Source organism: Streptomyces sp. V4I23, from assembly GCF_030817975.1.
In the GTDB taxonomy this organism is placed as follows: domain Bacteria; phylum Actinomycetota; class Actinomycetes; order Streptomycetales; family Streptomycetaceae; genus Streptomyces.
Window position 1 is genome coordinate 757,640 of sequence record NZ_JAUSZW010000004.1, and the last position, 19,160, is coordinate 776,799.

13 protein-coding genes are annotated in these 19,160 nt (G+C 71.0%); 3 read left to right on the forward strand and 10 right to left on the reverse strand.

Features of this window, described 5'->3' with window-relative positions:
* Positions 1 to 119: 119 nt before the first annotated feature.
* On the forward strand, positions 120 to 2,840 hold the full coding sequence (locus QFZ82_RS05625) for a helix-turn-helix transcriptional regulator (protein WP_307712067.1): 2,721 nt from the start codon (positions 120 to 122) through the stop codon (positions 2,838 to 2,840).
* 112 nt (positions 2,841 to 2,952) lie between these two features.
* On the opposite strand, the gene QFZ82_RS05630 is transcribed toward QFZ82_RS05625, so the two are convergent.
* Both QFZ82_RS05630 and QFZ82_RS05635 read right to left on the reverse strand, forming a co-directional pair.
* The gene (locus tag QFZ82_RS05630) at positions 2,953 to 3,303 is read right to left on the reverse strand and encodes a GNAT family N-acetyltransferase (RefSeq protein ID WP_307712068.1); all 351 of its coding nucleotides are present in this window, start codon (positions 3,301 to 3,303) and stop codon (positions 2,953 to 2,955) included.
* A 332-nt stretch (positions 3,304 to 3,635) separates the two neighbouring features.
* Complete coding sequence (locus tag QFZ82_RS05635; protein ID WP_307712069.1) at positions 3,636 to 4,613, reverse strand: alpha/beta hydrolase; 978 nt, start codon at positions 4,611 to 4,613, stop codon at positions 3,636 to 3,638.
* Positions 4,614 to 4,972: 359 nt separating this feature from the next.
* Here QFZ82_RS05635 and QFZ82_RS05640 point away from each other — a divergent pair, with 359 nt between their 5' ends.
* Entirely contained in the window at positions 4,973 to 5,938 is a 966-nt protein-coding gene (locus tag QFZ82_RS05640; RefSeq protein ID WP_307712070.1) for a helix-turn-helix domain-containing protein, read from the forward strand.
* A 43-nt stretch (positions 5,939 to 5,981) separates the two neighbouring features.
* Here the strand turns inward: QFZ82_RS05640 and QFZ82_RS05645 are convergent, their stop codons facing one another.
* The 3 genes from QFZ82_RS05645 to QFZ82_RS05655 all read right to left on the reverse strand — a co-directional run bounded on the left by QFZ82_RS05645 (position 5,982) and on the right by QFZ82_RS05655 (position 10,769).
* The gene (locus QFZ82_RS05645) at positions 5,982 to 6,932 is read right to left on the reverse strand and encodes a helix-turn-helix domain-containing protein (RefSeq protein ID WP_307712071.1); all 951 of its coding nucleotides are present in this window, start codon (positions 6,930 to 6,932) and stop codon (positions 5,982 to 5,984) included.
* A 120-nt stretch (positions 6,933 to 7,052) separates the two neighbouring features.
* Entirely contained in the window at positions 7,053 to 9,563 is a 2,511-nt protein-coding gene (locus QFZ82_RS05650) for a LuxR family transcriptional regulator (protein WP_307712072.1), read from the reverse strand.
* 228 nt (positions 9,564 to 9,791) lie between these two features.
* Positions 9,792 to 10,769 carry a helix-turn-helix domain-containing protein gene (locus QFZ82_RS05655; protein WP_307712073.1) on the reverse strand — a complete coding sequence of 326 codons (978 nt, stop codon included), beginning with the start codon at positions 10,767 to 10,769 and terminating at the stop codon, positions 9,792 to 9,794.
* A 237-nt stretch (positions 10,770 to 11,006) separates the two neighbouring features.
* Between QFZ82_RS05655 and QFZ82_RS05660 the strand changes: the two genes are divergently transcribed.
* Entirely contained in the window at positions 11,007 to 13,751 is a 2,745-nt protein-coding gene (locus tag QFZ82_RS05660) for an AAA family ATPase (RefSeq protein WP_307712074.1), read from the forward strand.
* Between the two features lie 117 nt (positions 13,752 to 13,868).
* On the opposite strand, the gene QFZ82_RS05665 is transcribed toward QFZ82_RS05660, so the two are convergent.
* From QFZ82_RS05665 to QFZ82_RS05685, 5 genes are all read right to left on the reverse strand, one after another.
* The gene (locus tag QFZ82_RS05665) at positions 13,869 to 14,585 is read right to left on the reverse strand and encodes a GPR1/FUN34/YaaH family transporter (protein WP_307712075.1); all 717 of its coding nucleotides are present in this window, start codon (positions 14,583 to 14,585) and stop codon (positions 13,869 to 13,871) included.
* Positions 14,586 to 14,640: 55 nt separating this feature from the next.
* The gene (locus QFZ82_RS05670) at positions 14,641 to 16,533 is read right to left on the reverse strand and encodes an amidohydrolase (RefSeq protein ID WP_307712076.1); all 1,893 of its coding nucleotides are present in this window, start codon (positions 16,531 to 16,533) and stop codon (positions 14,641 to 14,643) included.
* A 229-nt stretch (positions 16,534 to 16,762) separates the two neighbouring features.
* On the reverse strand, positions 16,763 to 17,260 hold the full coding sequence (locus tag QFZ82_RS05675; protein ID WP_307712077.1) for a DoxX family protein: 498 nt from the start codon (positions 17,258 to 17,260) through the stop codon (positions 16,763 to 16,765).
* 73 nt (positions 17,261 to 17,333) lie between these two features.
* On the reverse strand, positions 17,334 to 18,002 hold the full coding sequence (locus tag QFZ82_RS05680) for a hydrolase (RefSeq protein ID WP_307712078.1): 669 nt from the start codon (positions 18,000 to 18,002) through the stop codon (positions 17,334 to 17,336).
* Between the two features lie 81 nt (positions 18,003 to 18,083).
* A complete protein-coding gene (locus QFZ82_RS05685) occupies positions 18,084 to 19,055 on the reverse strand; it encodes an alpha/beta hydrolase (RefSeq protein WP_307712079.1) in 972 nt (323 codons plus the stop codon).
* Positions 19,056 to 19,160: the final 105 nt, after the last annotated feature.

Below are 19,160 nucleotides of genomic sequence, written 5' to 3' on the forward strand. Positions count from 1 at the left end.
CGCCCCTGCGAGCCCGCTGTCGATGATCTTCATCGTGCGGGTCAGCGATATTCTGGGCTCCGTGGAGGGCGCGGACGCGCCTGCGGTGCCGGGGGGCATGAGGGGTGGCGGCGTTGTCCGTGTCTGATGGCAGACAGCTCGTAGGACGCCGGCGCGAGATGTCGCTGCTGCGACGCGCGCTGGACGACGCGCGGAGCGGGGCGGGCGGCTCGGCGACCCTGTTGCGGGGTGAGGCCGGCATCGGCAAGACCGCCCTGCTGGACTGGACGGAGACGCGGGCGCGCCAGAGCGGATTCGCCGTCCTGCGCGCGGTGGGCGCCGAAGCCGAGGCGGAACTCGCGTTCGGTGCGTTGCATCAGATCCTCTGGCCGCTGCTGGAGCGCTCCGAGGCGCTCCCCCAGCGCCAGCGGGAGGCCCTGGAGTGTGTCCTGGGGCTGCGCGAGGGCCTGCCTCCGGGCGGCTTCATGGTCGGTGCCTCGGCACTGGCACTGCTCGCGGACGCGGCGCGCGAACAACCCCTGCTGCTCGTTGTGGACGATCTCCACTGGGTGGACTCCTCCAGTGCCGGCGTCTTCGCCTTTCTGAACCGGCGGATCGGCGAACTGCCGCTGGTGATCGTCAGCGCCAGCCGGCCCGACAGCCCCGCCGCCGACGGATGGCCCACGCCACCCGTGAACGTGGAGGCGTTGGGCCTCGCGGACGCCGACGCGCTGCTGCGGCAGTGGCATCCGCAGGTGGCGGCCAAGACCGCCGACCGCGTGCTGGATGAAGCCTGTGGCAATCCCCTGGCACTCGTGGAGCTGCCCCTTCAACTCCACTCGGACCATGTCAAGGGCATCGTCCCGCTGCCGGAGCGGCTTCCGCTCGGTCAGCGGCTGGAGCGGCTGTTCGCCGGCCGGCTCAGGACGCTGTCCGACGAGGCCGCCCGGGTCCTGCTGCTGACGGCGCTCGGCGGCGGCGCGGCGGCCTGGAACACAGGGACGTGGCTGCGCGGCGTCGCGAGGGAAGCCGCCGAGGAGGTGCTCGACCGCATCGAGGCGAGCGGACTGGCACAACTGGACGCGGCGGGAAGGCTGGCATTCCGCCACCCCCTCGTGCGCAGTGCCGTCGTCTCCATGGCGTCGGGTCCCGAGCAGCGGGCGGCCCACCGCACCCTGGCGGAGGCCCTGGAGCGGGACGACCCGCGCCGCTTGGTGCACGAGGCCTCCGCGGCCCTGCTTCCCGACGAGGAACTCGCCTCCCGGCTGCAGGAGGCCGGCCGGCGCATCGCAGGGCGCGGCGGCGACGCGGAGGGGGCACTCCTCCTGGACCGTGCGGCGGTGCTGAGCACGGACCCCGCTTCCCGCGCCCGACGGCTGACCTGGGCGGCCGTGATGGCCGCCCGGGGCGGAAGGCTCAGATACACCGCGAGGCTGGTGGAGGAGCTCAAGCGAGGACCGGTACCACCCGACATCGCCCCGCTGTTCGCCTACGCCGTGGTGTACGTCGACCAGAGCCACCGCGTCGACTTCGAATCGTCCTTCACCCTGCTGCCCGAAGCCCTCGACGCCTTGGCCCGGCCCGGCGGGGAGTCGTTCGGCGGACTGGCCGAGCAGGCGTACTTCAAACTCCTGCTGGCCGCCACGTACACCGACGACCCCCGGGCGTGGCAGGCCCTGGAGCGCCATCTGGACGGTGTGTCCCCGCTCGCCCGGCTCTGTCACCGCGCCTGGTCCGATCCTGCGCGTACCGCCCAGGGTGTGTCCGAGGAACTGTGGGCGCTGGCCGAGGGAATGAGCGAGGAGCAGGAGGCCGGTGGCGCCTGGCTGCTGTTGTGGACCGCGTCGGCCGTGGACGTCGCGCACGGTGAGCTGTGGCGGCGCTTCACGAGCCAGCACGCCTACGCCACCCAGGGCTCGATCGCGAAGGCCAAGTGCTACCAGGACTTCCTCTACGGCCGGTGGGAGGCGGCCGAGGACTGCCTGCGGGAGGCGGAGACCGCCGATGAGTTCGGTTACCACTGCAACGCGCTGATGTTCCGGCTGTACCACGCCCACTTCCTCGCCGGACGCGGCGACGAGCAGAGGCTCCATGAGACCGAACGGCTCATCAGGCCCACGGCGTCGAGGGCGCGTATGCGGTTCGTCACCGACCACCTCACGCATCTGCACGGTCTCCTGGCGTTGGGGCACGGGCGCTACGAAGAGGCGTACTCCCACTTCTCGGCGCTCACACCTCCCGGAGTGCTGCCTCGCGGTCTGCCCTGGTTCCACCTGCCCTTCTTCGACTTCGTGGAAGCGGCCGTGCACACCGGCCGGTACGCGGAGGCCCAGGCGCATCTGACGGCAGGCCGGGAGGCACGGATGGCGGAGATCTCGCCCCACCACGCCTTTCTGCTGGCCGCGGCCGGCGCACTGGCAGCCGCCGACGACGAGGCGGAGGCCCGGTACCAGGCGGCCTACGCGGTGCCGGGCTCCGGACAATGGGTCTTCGAACTGGCCCGCCTGCGACTGGCCCACGGTTCGTGGTTGCGCCGTCGCCACCGTATGGAGGCGCGGGACGTCCTCGGCGAGGCGCACCGCGCTTTTCGCGGGCTGCGCGCCGTGCCATGGGCGGAGCGTTGTGAGCAGGAGCTGCGTGCCGCGGGGCACCCGGTGGGACCGTCCCAGGGCGGGCCGGCGCTCCTGACCGGACAGGAGCTGCGCATCGCCGAGTTGGCGGCGACCGGTCTGTCGAACAAGGAGATCGGGAACATGCTGCGGCTGTCGCCGCGCACGGTCGCGGCCCACCTCTACAAGATCTTTCCCAAACTGGGGATCACGTCCCGGGCGGCCATGGCCCAGGCGCTCAAGGACGCCTGAACCACCGTCTGCCGGTCCACGGGGCCTCGGCAGGGAGAGGCACGTGTCCCCCGCGCGCCAGAGGAAACGGGGGATGCCGGGCGCTGCCCGGCATCCCCGGCGCGGTTCTCCGTCACCACCTGGCCGGGTCGGCGGCGAAGGCCGCCTCCGCCGCATCGAGCAGCTCCCTGCCGACGGCGGGTGCCTCCTCCGGATGGCGTGCCTGCCACTTCACGACGTACGGGCACAGCGGCGCGACCGCGATTCCCTCGCGGGCGGCCGTGCGGTACAACTCGCGTGCGAGCGCGCCCGCGTAGCCGTTGCCCGCGTGTTCGGGCTCGACGACGGTGTGGACGGGCACGAGCGCCCGCTCCGGCTCCGCCAGGACGAAGTACTGGATGAAGCCGACGATCTCGCCGTCGAGACGCCCGACCAGAAGGCCGTGGTCCCTGTCGTCGCTGATGTCGATCGAGATGCTGCTCATGACACTCCTCGGGTCAGCCGGTGAACCGCCGGACGAAGGACAGCGCCGTGTCGGCGACTTCGCGCCCGCCGCTGTCGATGGTCAGTGCGTGGCCACGCCCCTTGGTCTCGAGACCGGCCGATGCTGACACGGCGGATGTCCTCACTGTGAGAGGCGGAGTCCTGTCGACTCCTCGGATGGCGGCGTCGGTGTCACGCTAGGGGCGAGTGCACCACGCGAGGTGACAGCGCGTGCAGGCCGGTGTCCCGACAGCGCACACGTCGTGGATCTCGCGGCCGAACCTGCCCCCGCCGGTTGACCGTTCCCTCCTCACGGAGGCCGGCATCGAGGGTCTAGCGGCTGTGCAGAGCGGTGTGGAGGGTGTCCATGGTCTGGATGCGCGCGGCCCTGGAGGCATCTCCGGCACGCAGCGCTTCGAACAGGATGAAGCCGTGGACGGTGCCGTGGTACCGCATCGACACCACGGGCACGCCCGCCTCTCGCAGCCCGGCCGCGTACGCCTCCCCCTCGTCCCGCACGACGTCTGCCTCGGCGGTCACGATCAGGGCGGGTGGCAGCCCTTCGAGATCGCCGGCCGTCGCGCGCAGCGGGGACGCGGTGATCCGCGAGCGCTCGCGGTCATCGGGTACGTACTGCTGCCAGAAAGTGCGCATGGCCTCGCGGCTCAGGAAGTACCCGTCGGCGAACCGGCGGTAGGACGGGGTGTCCATGGCCGCGTCGGTGACGGGGCAGACGAGGACCTGGTACAGCAGACGCACACCGCCGCGCTGCTTCGCCAGCAGGGTCAGACCCGTTGCGAGGTTGGCGCCCGCGGAAACGCCCATGACCGCGATGCGGCTCCCGTCGAGGCGGCACTCGGCGCCGTGTTCCGAGACCCATCGCGCGACGGTGTAGGTCTGTTCGACGGCCACCGGGTAGCGCGCGTCCGGCGGCCTGTCGTACTCGGGAACGACCACCGCCGCGTCGGCTCCGAGCACGAGGTCGGTGACGAGCTGCCGATGGGCGGTGGCGTCGGTGAGCATCCACCCCAGTCCGTGGAGGAAGAGAACGACGGGCAGCGGTTCGTCTCCGTCCGCGGGACGCAGGATCCGCACCCTGATCCTGCTTCCGTGACCGTCCGGCAGGGCCAGCCATTCCTCCGTGACGTCCACGTCGCCGCCTGAGGTGTCCATCAGCGGCGCGAGCTCGGCCCGTGCTCGCTCGGGACCGGTGCCGACAGGCACCGAGGGGCAGTCGTTCTGCGCGACGAAGTCCCGGGCCCATCGATCGAGGACAACGGGCGGCTGCGCGGCTGGGTCGACATCTTTCACGGTGGCTCCTGGGCGGGCCGGCCATGGCCGGTTGTGGGGGGCACGCACCACGCATCGGGAGGCACGCGGCGGACGCCAGGAGGCCGGACCCCGGCACCGCGTGCCGACCCTAGAGACCGACCGGGGAACGGACAGGCCACCGGGTGCACGAACTCATGACGGTCCGCGCACGCCTCATGCCCAGGTGAGCAGGATCAGTCGACTGAGGCGCTGTTGTGTCGTCAGATGACTTAGGACTCGAAGTCCGGACACGCCCACACTCGACAACAAGGTGGGTGCGGCCTCGCGGGGAGCTCTGTTTCGTTCTGCGACACCGAGGGGCCCGCTCGCCACCGGAGTTCGAGAGCCAAGGAGTCTGTGTGCGACCTGTACTGAGTACGGCTTCCGTGGCCGAAGCGGAGAGAGCCGGCGTCTGGCAGCGCGCTGTCCGCTGCCTGCTGGCTGCGGTGCAGGTCACCCCTCGCCAGACCGAGCGCGCCTTCGAGGCGAGTGTGACGGCGGTCGATCTCGGCTATCTGCGCGTGCTGTCGGTGGAAGCGGACCCGATGCGCCTGAGCCGCAACGCCCGGCTGGTCGCCGCCGCTCCCGAGCACCGCCTCGCACTCGCCATGCAGGCGTCCGGGACCGCCTCGCTGCATCAGGACGGGCGCAGTACGGTGCTGCGCCCCGGAGAACTGGCCCTGTTCGATCTCCGTCGCCCGTTCAGCCTGGAACAGCAGCAGCGCTTCCGCCTCCATATGCTCCGGCTGCCTGAACAGTCGCTGGGCACCGCCGCCGGCGGTGTGGGCCGGATCACCGGACGTGCCATCGCACCCGTGGGGGGCGTTGCCGCGCTCCTGGCCCCCTTCGTGACGGGGCTCGTCGCGGACGCCGCGCGGATCACGGCGCCCGTGGGCGACCGCCTGGCGGGAAACGCGGCCGATCTGCTGGCCACCTTGGTCGACGAGCTGGCGGGGACAGGTGACGGCGACGGCGGCAATGCCCGCGCCCACCTTCTCCCGTTGATCCGCCGCTACATCGACGAGAACCTCCGCGACCCCGACCTGTCCCCCGAACGCATCGCTGAGGCCCACCGCATCTCGGTCCGGTATCTGCACCGTCTCTTCGAAACGGAGGAGACCACGGTACGGAAGTCGATCCAGCGGCGCCGTGTCGAGGAGTGCGCCCGCGAACTGGTGCGGCGTGGACGGGCGACGCCGACCATCTCGACGGTCGCGCAGAGCTGGGGTTTCCAGAACCCCGCGCACTTCAGCCGTGCGTTCAAGGCGGTGTACGGACACTCTCCCCGCCACTGGCGCAAGGAGGCCGGAACCAGCCGCGGCTGAGGGCCTCCTCTCCCCCAGCCGCGCCGTACTTGCCCGCGTGTGCTCAGCCCGCGAGCAGCGGGACTCCCGTGTCCTGGTCGTGCGGCGCGGTCGAGCCGCCGGCGCTTCGGACTCTGAGCCAGTCGCTCGGCGAGATGCCGTACGCGGCACGGAAACTGCGGCTGAAGTGCGCGGCGTTCACAAAACCCCAGCGCTTGGCCACCGCGGCGACGGACGAGGTGGCCTGCCCGAGCCGGGCCAGTTCGCGCCTGCACTCCTCCAGCCGGCGCTGCTGTATCCACCTGCTGATCGTGGTGCCTTCGCTGACGAAGGCCTTGTGCAGATAGCGGACCGAGACATGATGGTGCGCGGCGATCATCTCGGGGGACAGCTCGCGGTCGCCCAGGTTCTCGTTCACGAAGCTGCGGATCCGACGCACCATGCCGGTGCGATCGGCGTTGTCGTCCGGCGCACCGCTGTCCGTCCGTTCGGACACCGTCCGTTCGGACACCAGCGTGCCGAGCAGATCCGTCACACTGCCGGCGAGTCGGTGGGCGACGTGCTGCGAGTAGGACGCGACGGAGTCCGCGATGGCCTCGAGCAGGGGTGCGAGCAGCTGAACGACGCCGTCACCGGACTGTCGGTGGACCCCCCACAGGACTGTCCTGTCCTCGTCGGGAACTCCCAGCGCGGCAACGGGGATCCGGAAGAAGTGCAGGCGGAAGTCACCGAGCTCCCGCACCGTGTACGGGCGTGCCATGTCGATGACGAACACATCGCCCGGCGCGCAGCGCTGCGCCCGGTCGTCCTGGACGAGCACGGCCGTTCCCTTGATGTGGATGCCGACGCCGATGGCACCGGCCGGACGCCTTCCGGGTGGCGCCGTCGGTCCCACGAGGTTCTGCGCACCGCCTTCGACCGTGGTGACCCGCAGGAATCCGAATCGTTGTGACGGCTCCTCCTGCGCGAGCCGGTCCTGATCGACAGAAGATGGGGCGACGGACGCCAGGCTCATGTGCGCCTCCTGGTGCAAGCGGTTCAGCGGAACTCCGGCGGCCTTCCGGCGGCCGGCGGGCCCCGTCCACGTGCCAGGGGCCTCATACGTTCGAGTCTGCTGAAGGAGGCGTGCGGAGGGTTAGGTCATCCGACTGTCGTTCCCCGGCCGCAGTGCTCGTTCGACAGCGGCTCTGCTGGTGACGCCCAGCTTGGGAAAGACCTTGTAGAGGTGGCTCGCGACCGTCCTGGGCGACAGATGCAGGCGGGCGCCGATCTCCCGGTTCGTGAGGCCGGTCGCGGCCAGCTCCGCGATCCGCAGCTCCTGAGCGGTGAGCGCCGCCGCGGAGCCGACAGGCCGGGGCCTGCCGGCCGACGTGCCGGCGTCGCCTTCCAGCGCTTCGGCGGCACGCTCGGTCCAGGGGCTCGCCTTGAGCGTGGTGAACAGCGCATGCGCCGCACGCAGATGCGTCCTCGCCTCGTCGGCACGGCCGCGACGCCGCAGCCACGCCCCGTGGTGCAGGTGTACACGAGCGAGCTCGAACGGCCATCGGGACACCCCGTGTACGGCGTAGGCCGCCTTGCACGCGGCATCGACATCGTCGTCCGCTGCGGCGACCGCCTCCGCCGCCGCCAGGATCACAGCATGGTGAGGCGAGATCTCGCCGAAGCGGGCGGCCCGGCCGGCCTCCACATGGCGGCGCGCCTCGTCGAACCGGCCGGTGCGTACAGCGGCTTCGACGAAGTCGAGAAGGACGAGGGGGACTTGCGTCGCCTCACCGGGGAACCGGCCCGGTGGTGTCAGTGAGGCGGCGAGTGCGTAGGCCTGCTCGTCGTCCCCGAGGCTGAGCGCGCACATGGCCTGCATTCCGGTGATCCGGTGGAGGAGGAACACGTGTCCGCGCGCGAGCGCCCAGGGACGCAGCCGGTCCACGAGTTCGTCCAGCCGCTCCTGTTCGCCCCGAGCCGCACTGACACAGCCCTCCTGGCACCGGAACACGTGCTCGTTGAAGGCGTGTCCGCGTGTCCGCGATGCCGCGGCACCGAGACGGGAGCGTTCGACACATCGGTCCCAGTGTCCGCGCAGGTAGTCGTCGTACGCCGACGCGGCGTCGATGAAGGACTGGGTGTGGTACGACTGGCGCGAGAGACTCGGGGCCCGCGGAGCCGGCGTCTCGGCGCCGGAAGGACCGGCGAGCACATCGGGCGGCAGACCGACGGCGGTCCCGAGGTCTCCGTCGGCATGGAAACGCACAAGGGCATGCGTGAGGTCCAGCAGGTCGCGGCTCTCCGCGGGCACACCGTGGGTGGCCGCCTCGTCGAGAAGGTGCGAGGCGAGCGCGAGCCGGCCGCCTCGTACGGCGGCGTACGCGGCCGTCGCCATGCGACGCCCGCGCGCGGCCGCGTCCGTGCTCAGCGCGGCGGCACGGGCCAAGAGGTGTGCGGCCTCCGCGTCACCGCCCCGCGATTCGACGATCCGGGCCGCGTCGTCGAGGGCCAGCGCGACCGCCTCGTCCGGCAGCGACGTCGCGGCGGCCCGATGCGTGACCTGGCGTACATCGCCCTCCGGCAGAACCGTGGACCAGGCGCGATGTGCGCGGCGGCGCTCGGCACCGGCAACGACACGGACCAGACACGAACGCACCAGCGGATGCCGGAAGCGCACATGGGGCGGCACCTCTCGGTCGATGAGGATCAGTCCGCTCTCCTCGGCGGCGGCGAGGTCCTCCTCCACCTTCTCCGCTCCGGCCGCGCTCGCGGCCGCCGCGACGAGGTGGATCGACAGCCCGTCGCGCCCGGCCAGCGCGCACAACAGCAGGGCGAAGCGCGCCGACGGGGTGAGCGTGGTGATCCGCTGGGCGAACATGCGCTCCAGTCGCTCGCCCAGGGGCAGGTGTTCCGGCAACGGCAGCAGTCCGGTGCGGTGCCGCTGGTCGAGCTGGGCAGGCAGTTCGACGAGAGCGAGCGGGTTGCCCGCCGCCTCCTGCAACAGCCGGGTGCGTGCCTCGTGCGAGAGCTCGGGATGGCGATCGCGGAGGAAGGCGTCGGCCTCGGCGTCGTTCAGCGGACCGAGGTCCAGAAGGTGAACGCCGGTGGAATCGAGCGCATCGACGGCTTCGTCCCAGACGGCCGCGACCATGACGATCGGCACCGAGGAGAGCCGGCGCTGGAGGAAGTGCAGCACCTCGGCGCTGGACGCGTCGAGGTGGTGGAGGTCGTCCACCAGGAGCGTCAAGGGCCGGCGGCGCGCGGCACGCCCCAGCAGCTCCAGCGTGACGGCGGACACCGTGTACGAACCGACGGCCGGGCCCTCGGCGAGACCCAGCGCGTGTTCCAGCACGGTCCGGCGGCCGGCCGGCAGGTGTTCCGCCGCCTCGTCCATCAACGGCCAGATCAACTGGTGCAGAGCGGAGAACGGCAGGTCCCGCTCGGCCTCGGCACCTGCCACCCGCAGAACCCTCATGCCCTCGCTCGCCGCGAGTCCCGCGATCTGGTCGAGGAGGACCGACTTCCCTGTGCCCGCCGCGCCGCACAGCCACAGCGCCCGTCCCTGGTCGCGTACGGACGCTACGGCGTCCCGTGCGACCGCCCACTGCCCGCCGCGCCCCACGAGGTCTGCGTCGATCACCGGCACCCCTCTCACGTCCGGCATCGGCGCCGTCCTCTCCTCAGATCTCCGGCCGACAATGCGGAACAAGGCGGCACAACGCGGAACAAGCTCATCATCCGCCGTCGCCGTGCGCGTCCATGACGAGGAACGCCGGTTCTGCACTGAGGAGCAAGGACGCATCGCGGCAGGTCAAGCCCACCGTGCCGCGTGCGCTCAGCCGCCCCTGACCGGCCCGGTGCTCGCTGCCCCCGGGGCGAGCGGCGCACGGCGTCAGGACCCCACGGCGTCGGCCTGACTGTCGCGCCACTTGCTGGGAGGCATGCCGTACGCGGCGCGGAAGAGCCGGCTGAAGTGGGCCGGGTTGGTGAAACCCCAGCGCCGGGCCACGCCGGAGACCGTCCGCTCGGCGCCGTCGCCGCGGGCGAGGTCCCTGGCACACTCCTCGAGCCGACGGCGTTGGATCAGTCGGCTGACCGTGATCCCTTCCCCTTCGAAAAGCTTGTGGAGGGACCGGACGGACATGAAGTGGGCAGCCGCGATGGTGTCCGGACCGAGCCCCGGGTCCCCCAGGTGCCGGTCCACGTAGGCGCAGACGTCCCGGACCTGGGTGTACCGGGAACCCACCGCGCCCGCCACGTCACCGGCGGCCCGTTCGGCGATGAGGGTGGCGACCAAGTCGGTGACGTTGCAGGCCAGTTGACCGGCCACATGCTCGGGGCAGTCCGCGGCTGTCCCGGCCAGCGTCACGAGGAGTGGTCCGAGCAGGACGGCCACCGGACCGTCCGGCTCGATCACGGTCGCCGTCACCCGCTCCAGCTGGTCGTCGCGCACGCCGAGAACGCGTCGTGGGACGAGGCAGGCCTTCATGTTCACACCGCGCGGGAAGTCGACCACGTGCGGGCGGTCGGCGATCCACAGGGCGAGCGTTCCGGCGGCGAGTTCAACCGTTCTCCCGTCCTGCCGCAGCACAGCACCCGCGGCCCCCACCACGGCGACCACCACATAGCCCTCGGTCTGCCCGTCGTCACGGGCGATCCGTCGCCGGCTGCGGGTGAAGCACTGCGGATCCGCGTCCGTGGTGACGAAGAGCAGATGTCCCAGTCGCCGGGTCGTCATCCGGCCTTCCAGGGAATGCGCCCCGTGCGAGGTCACGGTCACCGGCAGCGCGGCCCTGGAGACAGCCCGGCTCCAGCGGCGGACCCTGTTCCCGTTGTCCGGGAATCCGGCAGTGTCGATCACACGTGTCATGGGCGCCCTCCAGCAAGTCCTCGGGTGCCGGGGTCCACCGCCGCACCTGTTGGCCGGCCCGGCACTGCATCCAGCTTGGGACGCCGGATGACTTACGTCGTCGGCATGATGACTGCGAAGCGACTGTGAGGAGGCGGCCCCGCGCGTGGCCCTTGACTGTCGGCGCAACCTTGTGTTCTCTCCGCGCACGTAGACTGCTTCTGTCCAGGTGGGAGCGCTGGTGCGGGGGTTCGTCGGATGACAGACAACACACTGTTCGGTCGGGAGAAGGAGCTGGCGACTGTCGACGAGCTCGTCGACGGCCTGCCGGAGCGCGGCAGTGCGCTGCTCGTTCACGGAGCGCCCGGGATCGGCAAGTCCTCCCTCCTGGCCCACGCCGTCACCCGTGCCGAGAACGCCGGATTCACCGTCCTTGAGGCATCGGGGGTCCAGGCCGAGACCCATCTGCCGTTCGCGGGGCTGCACCAGCTGACCCACACCATGCTGGATCGCGTCTCGCACCTTCCTCCCGTCCAGGCGGAGGCGCTGCGGGGTGCCTTCGGCATGGCGGAGCCGTCCCCCAGTGCCGCCGCGCCCCAGTTCTTCATGATCGCCCTGGCCACGCTGAGCCTCCTCGGCGAGGCGACCGCCGACGCTCCCCTTCTGCTGGTCGTGGACGACGGCCAGTGGCTCGACGCACCGACCCTGGACGTTCTCGGATTCATCTCACGGCGCCTGGGTGCCGAACCGCTCGGCCTGCTGCTCGCCGTCCGCGAAGGCCACGCCGCGCCGGGCACCCTCGACATCCGCGAACTGCGTCTGAGGCCGCTGGAGCCGACCGCGGCCGACGCTCTGCTGGACGCCCGGAAGCCCGGTCTCGACCCGGCCGTACGCCGTCGTGTGGTGGAGACGTCCGCGGGCAACCCCCTGGCGCTGATCGAGCTTCCGAACACCCTCGGCGCGGATCGCGCCTTCTCCGAGTCGGCGGCCTCGACAGCGCTCCCCCTCACGGCCCGGCTCGAGCGCGCTTTCGCCTCGCGCCTGGCCGATCTGCCGTCCGACACACGCAACGCGCTGCTCGTGTCCGCGGCCGACGACGGCGGTGCGCCGGCCGAGGTGCTCGCCGCCGCTTCGACACTCACAGGCACGGAGATTTCCGCACGCTCCCTGGAGCCCGCCATAGCCGCGCGTCTGGTGTCGGCCGACGAGTTCCACATCGGCTTCACCCACCCGTTGGTGCGCTCCGCCGTCCTGGGATCGGCAACGCTCTCGGAGCGTCTTGCCGCCCACGGCGCCCTGGCCGACGTTCTGCACGGACAGCCTGACCGGCAGGCATGGCACCGGGCCGCGGCCATCGGCCGTCCCGACGAAGCAGTCGCGCGGCAACTGGACCAGGCCGCCCTCAGAGCCAGAGGGCGCGGGGCCACCGCGGTGGCCATGACGGCGCTGGAACGCGCCACGGCCCTGAGCGAGTTGCCCTCCACAAGAGTGGCACGCCTGCTGAGCGCCGCCGAACTCGGCGTCGAACTCGGCAAGACGGACCACGCCTCAAGCCTGTTGCAGCAGGCCGAGACGCTGGAGCTCGGCGTGCTGGAGCGGGCACGGATGCTCCTGCTGCGCGAGCAGCTCGAAGTGGATGTGGCGACGAGCACACCCCGGCTGCATCTGCTGATCAGCACAGCGGAGCAGGCGTCCGAGGCGGGGGATCCCGAACTGGCCCTGCGGCTGCTGCGCACCGCCGCGCGGCGGTGCTGGTGGTCGGACCCCGGACGTGACCTGCGTGAACGTGTGGTGGCTACGGCCGAGCGGCTGCCCGTCCCGGAACTCCACCCGGACCTGGTGTACACGCTGGCCGCGGCGGCTCCGGTGGAGCGGGCAGCGACGGTGCTCGACCGACTGGAGCGACTCGAGCGTCAGGGCGGGTACGACTTCCTGGCCGCCGCCACCCTGGGCACGGCGGCCACGATCGTGAACGCGTACGACCACGCCCCCGGGTTCCTCCAGCACGCTGCGGCCGGCCTGCGTGCCCAAGGCCGGCTGGGCCTGCTTGGCCAGACGCTGGTCTCCCTTGCCTTCAGCGCGGTGCACACCGTCGACTGGGAGACGGGACTGCCGGCTGTGGCCGAGGCGATGCGCCTCGCCGAGGAGAACGCCCAGCCGCGCTGGCTGACCGGTGCGCGGATCGCGAAGGCCCAGTTCGCCGCACTGCACGGGGATCTGGACACAGCGCTCTCCGTCATCGGCGAGGCGGAGCGTCAAGGGCTTTCCGTGATCAATCCCTCCAATCTCGCGTTCATCCAGATCACGCGTGGCCTCATCGGCATCGCCGCCGGCAGCCACGCGGAGGCGTTCGACTGCGTCTGGCGGGTGTTCGACCCGGCCGACCCGGCCTACCATCCGTTCCTGCAGACCATTGCCATCGTGGAGTTGGCCGAGGCCGCAACGGGTGCTGATCAACGGGCCATGGCGAGGGCGGCGTTGGAACAGCTCGACGCGTCCGCCGGATCGAGCGAGGCCCAACTGGTGCGGATCAACCTCGCGTTCGCCCATGCCCTGCTCTCGGACGACGAACATGCCGAGGAGCGCTTCCGATCGGCGTTCGATCTGGACATGTCGCATGCCCCGTTCATCCGCGCCCGGCTGATGCTCGCGCAAGGCGCCTGGCTCCGACGGCGTCGCCGCGTGATGGAAGCCCGCACTCCGCTCCGGATCGCCGGGGAGTCCTTCAAAGCCCTCGGTGCGGAGCCATGGTGCGAGCGCGCCCGTCAGGAACTCCGCTCGGCGGGCGAGAGCAGCAGACGTCAGAGCCGTGCCGACTGGGATCTGCTCACGCCCCAGGAGCTGCAGATCGCCCAGCTCGCGGCGGAGGGCCTCTCCAACAAGGAGATCGGCCAGCAGCTGTATCTGTCGCCGCGAACGATCGGCGCCCACCTGTACCGCGTCTTCCCCAAACTCGGGATCACCTCCCGCGGCCAGCTGCGGGACAAGCTGAGCACGAACTGAGCGCGTTCGCCCGGTCCGTGCCCTCTTGCCGTCCCTCACCGCGCGGGTGGAGTGCGCCTCCCCCGCGGAGCGCTCCTCGCGGAGAACCCTGTGCGGGGCCGGGTGTTCCTTCCCGGCTCACAACGTGCGGCGCACGCCCGCCTGCCGCTCCAGGTTGCGCAACTGAACCGCGAGGTCTCCTTCCACGGCCGTGTGCGCCGGGCCGCTGCGTCCGATCGGGAGAACCTGCTCGCCTCGCATGTCCTCCAGCATGAGGGCGAACGCCGCGTACATGGCCACCGCCGCGAGCAGCAGTCCGAACGCCCCCGAGAGGGAGGACAGCCACTCCACGCCGGTGAGGTTGAAGAGCGCGGCAACCGCGAACCGTGGCACGGCGACACAGAGGACGAACCACATGGCGCGCTTGCGCTGCGCGACCGACGCCATGAGCAGGGCGAAGCACGCGAAGACGAGGTTCAGCACTCCGAGCACCTTCGTACCACCCGGCGGATCGACCGCCAGGACGAGGGAACTCGCCAGCCATGTCCCGGAGAAGCAGGCCATCAGAGTCGCCGCGAGAACGTCCCTCGCTCCGAAGGCGAGAACGCTCACCAGGAACTGGAGGACGAACGCCGGCAGGATCGTGAGGGCGACCGCACGATGGGCGTCGTCACCGAAGAACCCCAGCTGCAGGCTGCCCACGATCACCGACGCGATGGCCACGGCGAAGAAGCCGACCGGCATCGGGGACGCGATCGGACGCAGATTGATCCGCGTCATCGGACGGAGGTCGGGTTCGAAATGCCTGCCGGCGGGCTCGGGTCGTTCGGGGGGCAGGCCCTGACTCGTACTCATCGTGATCTCTCCTGGGTGGTGCCGTCGTGGACGGAGGGCTTGGTGGGCAGCCGGTTCACAGCACGAAGCACGGATCGAAGACCTCCGTGCGCGGCTCCGGCACGAATCCGCGCGCCGCACGCCACTGACGGTGCTGCTCCGACTCGGCGACGGCCTCCGCGAGGAGGTCGGCCTGCCGGGCGCCGGTCACGCTGGGCCGCGGTGTGGCCTGGTAGCCGCCGAAGTGGGCGACGGGGCTCCAGGCGGGGCTGACGGGCTCGATCGCCTCGTCGAGTCCCTCGTACTCGGCCGCTGCGTGGACGATCCGTCCGCCGACCACGGTCAGCACCGACTCGATGTGCGCGATGTCCTGCTCGGGCACGGTGAAGTAGTCGTCGGAGAGGATCGCGAGGTCGCCGAAGAAGCCCTCCCTGAGGATGCCCTTGACGTCTTCCTCGCCGGTCAGCCGGGCCCCACCCCTCGTGTACAGCTCCAGCGCCGTCTCGCGCGGGAGGCGGTTCTCCTCGGGGTAGAGGGCGAGATCGCCGACGGTCCGCCCCGTGACGAGCCAGTGCAGCGCGACCCACGGGTTGTACGAGGACACGCGGGTGGCGTCGGTGCCCGCGCCGACGACGAGGCCCTTGGCCAGCATGCTCCGCACCGGCGGAGTGCGGGCGGCCGCGTGGGCGCCGTAGCGCTCGACGAAGGCGCGTCCCTGGAAGGACATGCGGTTCTGCACGGACACCGCCCCGCCCAGAGCCGCGATCCGGTCCAGGCTGGAGTCGCTGACCGTCTCGGCGTGGTCGAACAGCCAGCGGTTTCCGGCCGGGAACAGCCCGTCGGCGGCGAGCTTCTCGAACACCTCGAGGTCCCGGCGGATCGTCTCGTCGTAGGTGGCGTGCAGGCGGAAGCCCCAGCCGTTCTCCATCAGCAGACGCACGGCCTTCTCGAACTCGGCCTCGTAGCCCTGGGCGAGTTCGGGACGCGGCTCGGTGAAGTTCTCGAAGTCGGCCGCCGCCCAGGTGAGGTTCTCGCCCGCGCCGTTGAGCCGCAGCCACGCGTCGCCGTCCTCGGGGCGGACCGTCTCGATCCACCGTGTGAGGTCGGCGATCTCCTGTCCACCCGTCTGCGGGAACAGGTGGTAGGCGATCCTCAGGGTCAGCTCGCCCGCGCGGGCGAGTTCGATCACCGTCCGGTAGTTGTCGGGAAAGTTCTGGAAGCCGCCGGCCGCATCCACCGCGGAGGTCAGACCGAAGCGGTTCAACTCCCGCAGGAAGTGCTTGGTGGAGGTGCGCTGGTCGTCTGCGCCGAGCGGCGGCGCCTTGGCGAGCGTCGTGTAGAGGATCAACGCCCCCGGGGCGGCGAGCAGCACTCCGGTGGGGCTGCCGTCGCGGCCGCGGACGATCTGCCCGCCGGGCGGGTCGGGTGTCCCGGCGGTGAATCCGGCGGCCCGGACGGCGGCCCGGTTCATCAGCGCGGACTGGTACAGGTGCAGGACGAAGACCGGCGTATCGGGGGCCGCCGCGTTGAGTTCGGCGACGGTCGGCATGCGGCGTTCGGCGAACTGGTCCGCCGTCCAGCCGCCGACCACCCGGATCCACTGCCCCTTCGGTGTGCGCCCGGCCTGCTCCTTGAGCATCGCGAGCGCCTGTCGCAGCGAGGGCACGCCGTCCCAGCGCAGCTCCAGGACGTAGTTGAGCCCGCCCCGGATGACATGCAGGTGCGAGTCGTTGAGACCGGGGATCACCCGACGGCCGAGCGCGTCGACCACTTTCGTGGCAGGCCCCACCAGGCCGGCCACGGTGCGGTCGTCGCCCAGTGCGACGACCTCGCCGCCGCGGATCGCGACAGCCCGCGCCTCGGGGCGCGCGGGGTCGCCCGTGTACACCTTGGCGTTGCGGACAAGAAGGTCGGCGGGCTCGACTGCGCCCGGCGCCGGGACCATGCCCGCGACCGGCATGCTGACCATGTGGCTCACCTCCGGTGAGATCGTTGGGAAGTGGGGACGTCACAACGCGCCCTGGGGCTCTGGGGCACAGCCCCACCGCAGGAGCGGGCGCGGGCTCCTCATGTGCAGGGAGTGCACACGGTGCGCTCCCGTGAAGCACACGGGAGCGAGCTGCCCGGGAGCGGCAGGCGTACCTGCGGCCGGAGCCCCGCTTGCGCGGGTTGCTCCGTGTGCGGTGCCGGGAAGCGGGTCAGGAACGGGCCTTCGCCGAACGGTGCAGTACCGCACGCGTGGCCAGACCGCCGCCGACGCCCAGGGCGACGGCGAAGGCAAGCCACCATCCGTTCCAGGGCAGCAGGCCGAGGACCGCGTCGACCGACCAGGCACCTGGTCCGGTCGACGACAGGACCGCAGCGGCGACGATCAGGAAGAGGGGGTACTCGTAGCCGTCGTTCTGGACCCACAGCCCGTGGGGCCACTTCACGGTCAGAGCCACGGTCATCACACCGATGGCGCCCGCGGCGGCGAGTGGTGTGAGCGCGCCGGCCGCCAGCAGCGCACCGGAACCGATCTGCGTCGCTCCCGCGGCGACCGCGGTCAGCACTCCGCCGCGGAAACCGTCGTGCCGGAACTCCTCGGTGCCGCCTTCGAGTCCCTTGCCGCCGAGGTGAAAGCTCACCTTCTGAACTCCGTGAGCAGCCAGCAGCACTCCGGTCACCGCCCTCAGAATCAGAAGACCGAGGTCCATTGGGTTACTCCTTGCGTCGAGTCCGCGGTCGGGGGGCTCCGGCCTGTCCGGAGCCCCCCGGCTACCCGTGTGGTCAGCCGGCCGCGTTGGCGCCGATGAAGTGCTTGGCGTAGACGACACCGAGGCCGTAGGCGCCCGCGTGAGCCTTGACGATGTCCATCACACCGTTGTAGGTCTCGCCGCGCGCCCAGTCCCTCTGGAGCTCCAGCAGGACCTGGACCCAGGTGACGGGTACGGCCCCGGCCTGGCTCATCCGCTCCAGGGCGTGCTCGTGGGCCTGCGGTGTGACACCACCGGACGCGTCGGCCACGACGTACACCTCGTAGCCCTGGCTCAGCGCCGACAGGACCGGCAGGACGAGGCAGACCTCGGTCCACAGACCGGATATGACGATCTTCCTGCGTCCGGTGGCACGGATCGCGTCGACCAGGTTCTCGTCCTCCCAGGCGTTCATAGAGGTGCGGTCGATGAGCTTGTGGTCGGGGAAGACGTCGACGAGCTGGGGCAGCGCCGGGCCGGAGAAGGAGTCGGCGGCCACCGTCGTGATCACGGTCGGCACGTCGAAGAGCTTGGCCGCCTTGGCCAGGCCCACCGTGTTGTTGATGATCGCGCCGCGGTCGCCGCTGCCCGTGCCGAAGAACATCTGCGGCTGGTGGTCGACGAAGAGCATCACGGCGTTGTCGGGCGTGAGCAGATCCGGGCTCGGCGCTGCGGAGACGTTGTCGAGGTCGAACTCAGACATGACGGTTCCTCAATTCTCATGGTTGTCGATGGAGTACGGAGCGGCCGCTACCGGACACGGCCGCCTTCTTGCGGGCGGTGGTCAGACGGCGTAGAGCGCCTTGCGCAGCGCGTCCACGGCCAGGGTGATGGCGGCGTCGGCGCCCCTGGTGCCGCGCAGCGCGTTGAGCATCACGAAGTCGTGGATGACGCCCTCGACCCGGATCGCGGTGACCGGAACACCGGCCTCCCGCAGCTTGTCCGCGTACGCCTCGCCCTCGTCGCGCAGTACGTCGGCCTCGGCCGTGACGACCAGGGCCGGCGGCAGTCCGGTGAGCTGCTCGGTGGTGGCCCGCAGCGGGGACGCGGTGATCTGGGCGCGGTCGGCCTCGTCGGTCGTGTACTGGTCCCAGAACCACTTCATCGCCTCGCGGCGCAGGAAGTAGCCCTCGGCGAACTGGTGGTACGACGGCGTGTCGAACGCCGCGTCGGTCACCGGGTAGAAGAGCACCTGCGCGACGAGTTCGACATCGCCGCGGTCCTTGGCCATCAGGGTCAGCGCCGCCGACATGTTGCCGCCGACCGAGTCACCGGCCACCGCGATGCGGGCCGGGTCGAGGTTGTTCGCGGCGCCCTCGCGCACGACCCACTGGGCCACCAGGTAGTTCTGCTCGATCGCCACCGGGTAGCGGACCTCGGGCGACCGGTCGTACTCGGGGAAGACGACCGCCGCGCGGGCGCCGACGGCCAGCTCGCGCACCAGGCGGTCGTGTGTGTGCGCGTTGCCGAACACCCAGCCGGCGCCGTGGATGTAGACGATGACGGGCAGCACGCCCTCATGTCCCGCCGGACGCACGACGCGCGCACGGACGGAGCCCGTCGGGCCGCCCTCGACCGTCACCCACTCCTCGTCCACCTCCGGCTTCGCGATCGCGCCGGACTGGACGTCGTCCACCGCCTTGCGGCCGTCGTCGACGGGAATCTCGTACAGGAACGGCGGCTCAGCCGTCGCCGCGGCGAACCCTGCCGCCTCCACCTCCAGAACCGGCCGATTCCTGCTCTGCTCGTCGGACATCACGCACTGCCTTTCCTTGCCGAAGCCCGGTACAACGGGATGGCTTCAACGTAGGAGTCGGCGGAATCGAGAAGTTTGCCCTGTGTGCACAACACATGCCCGCCA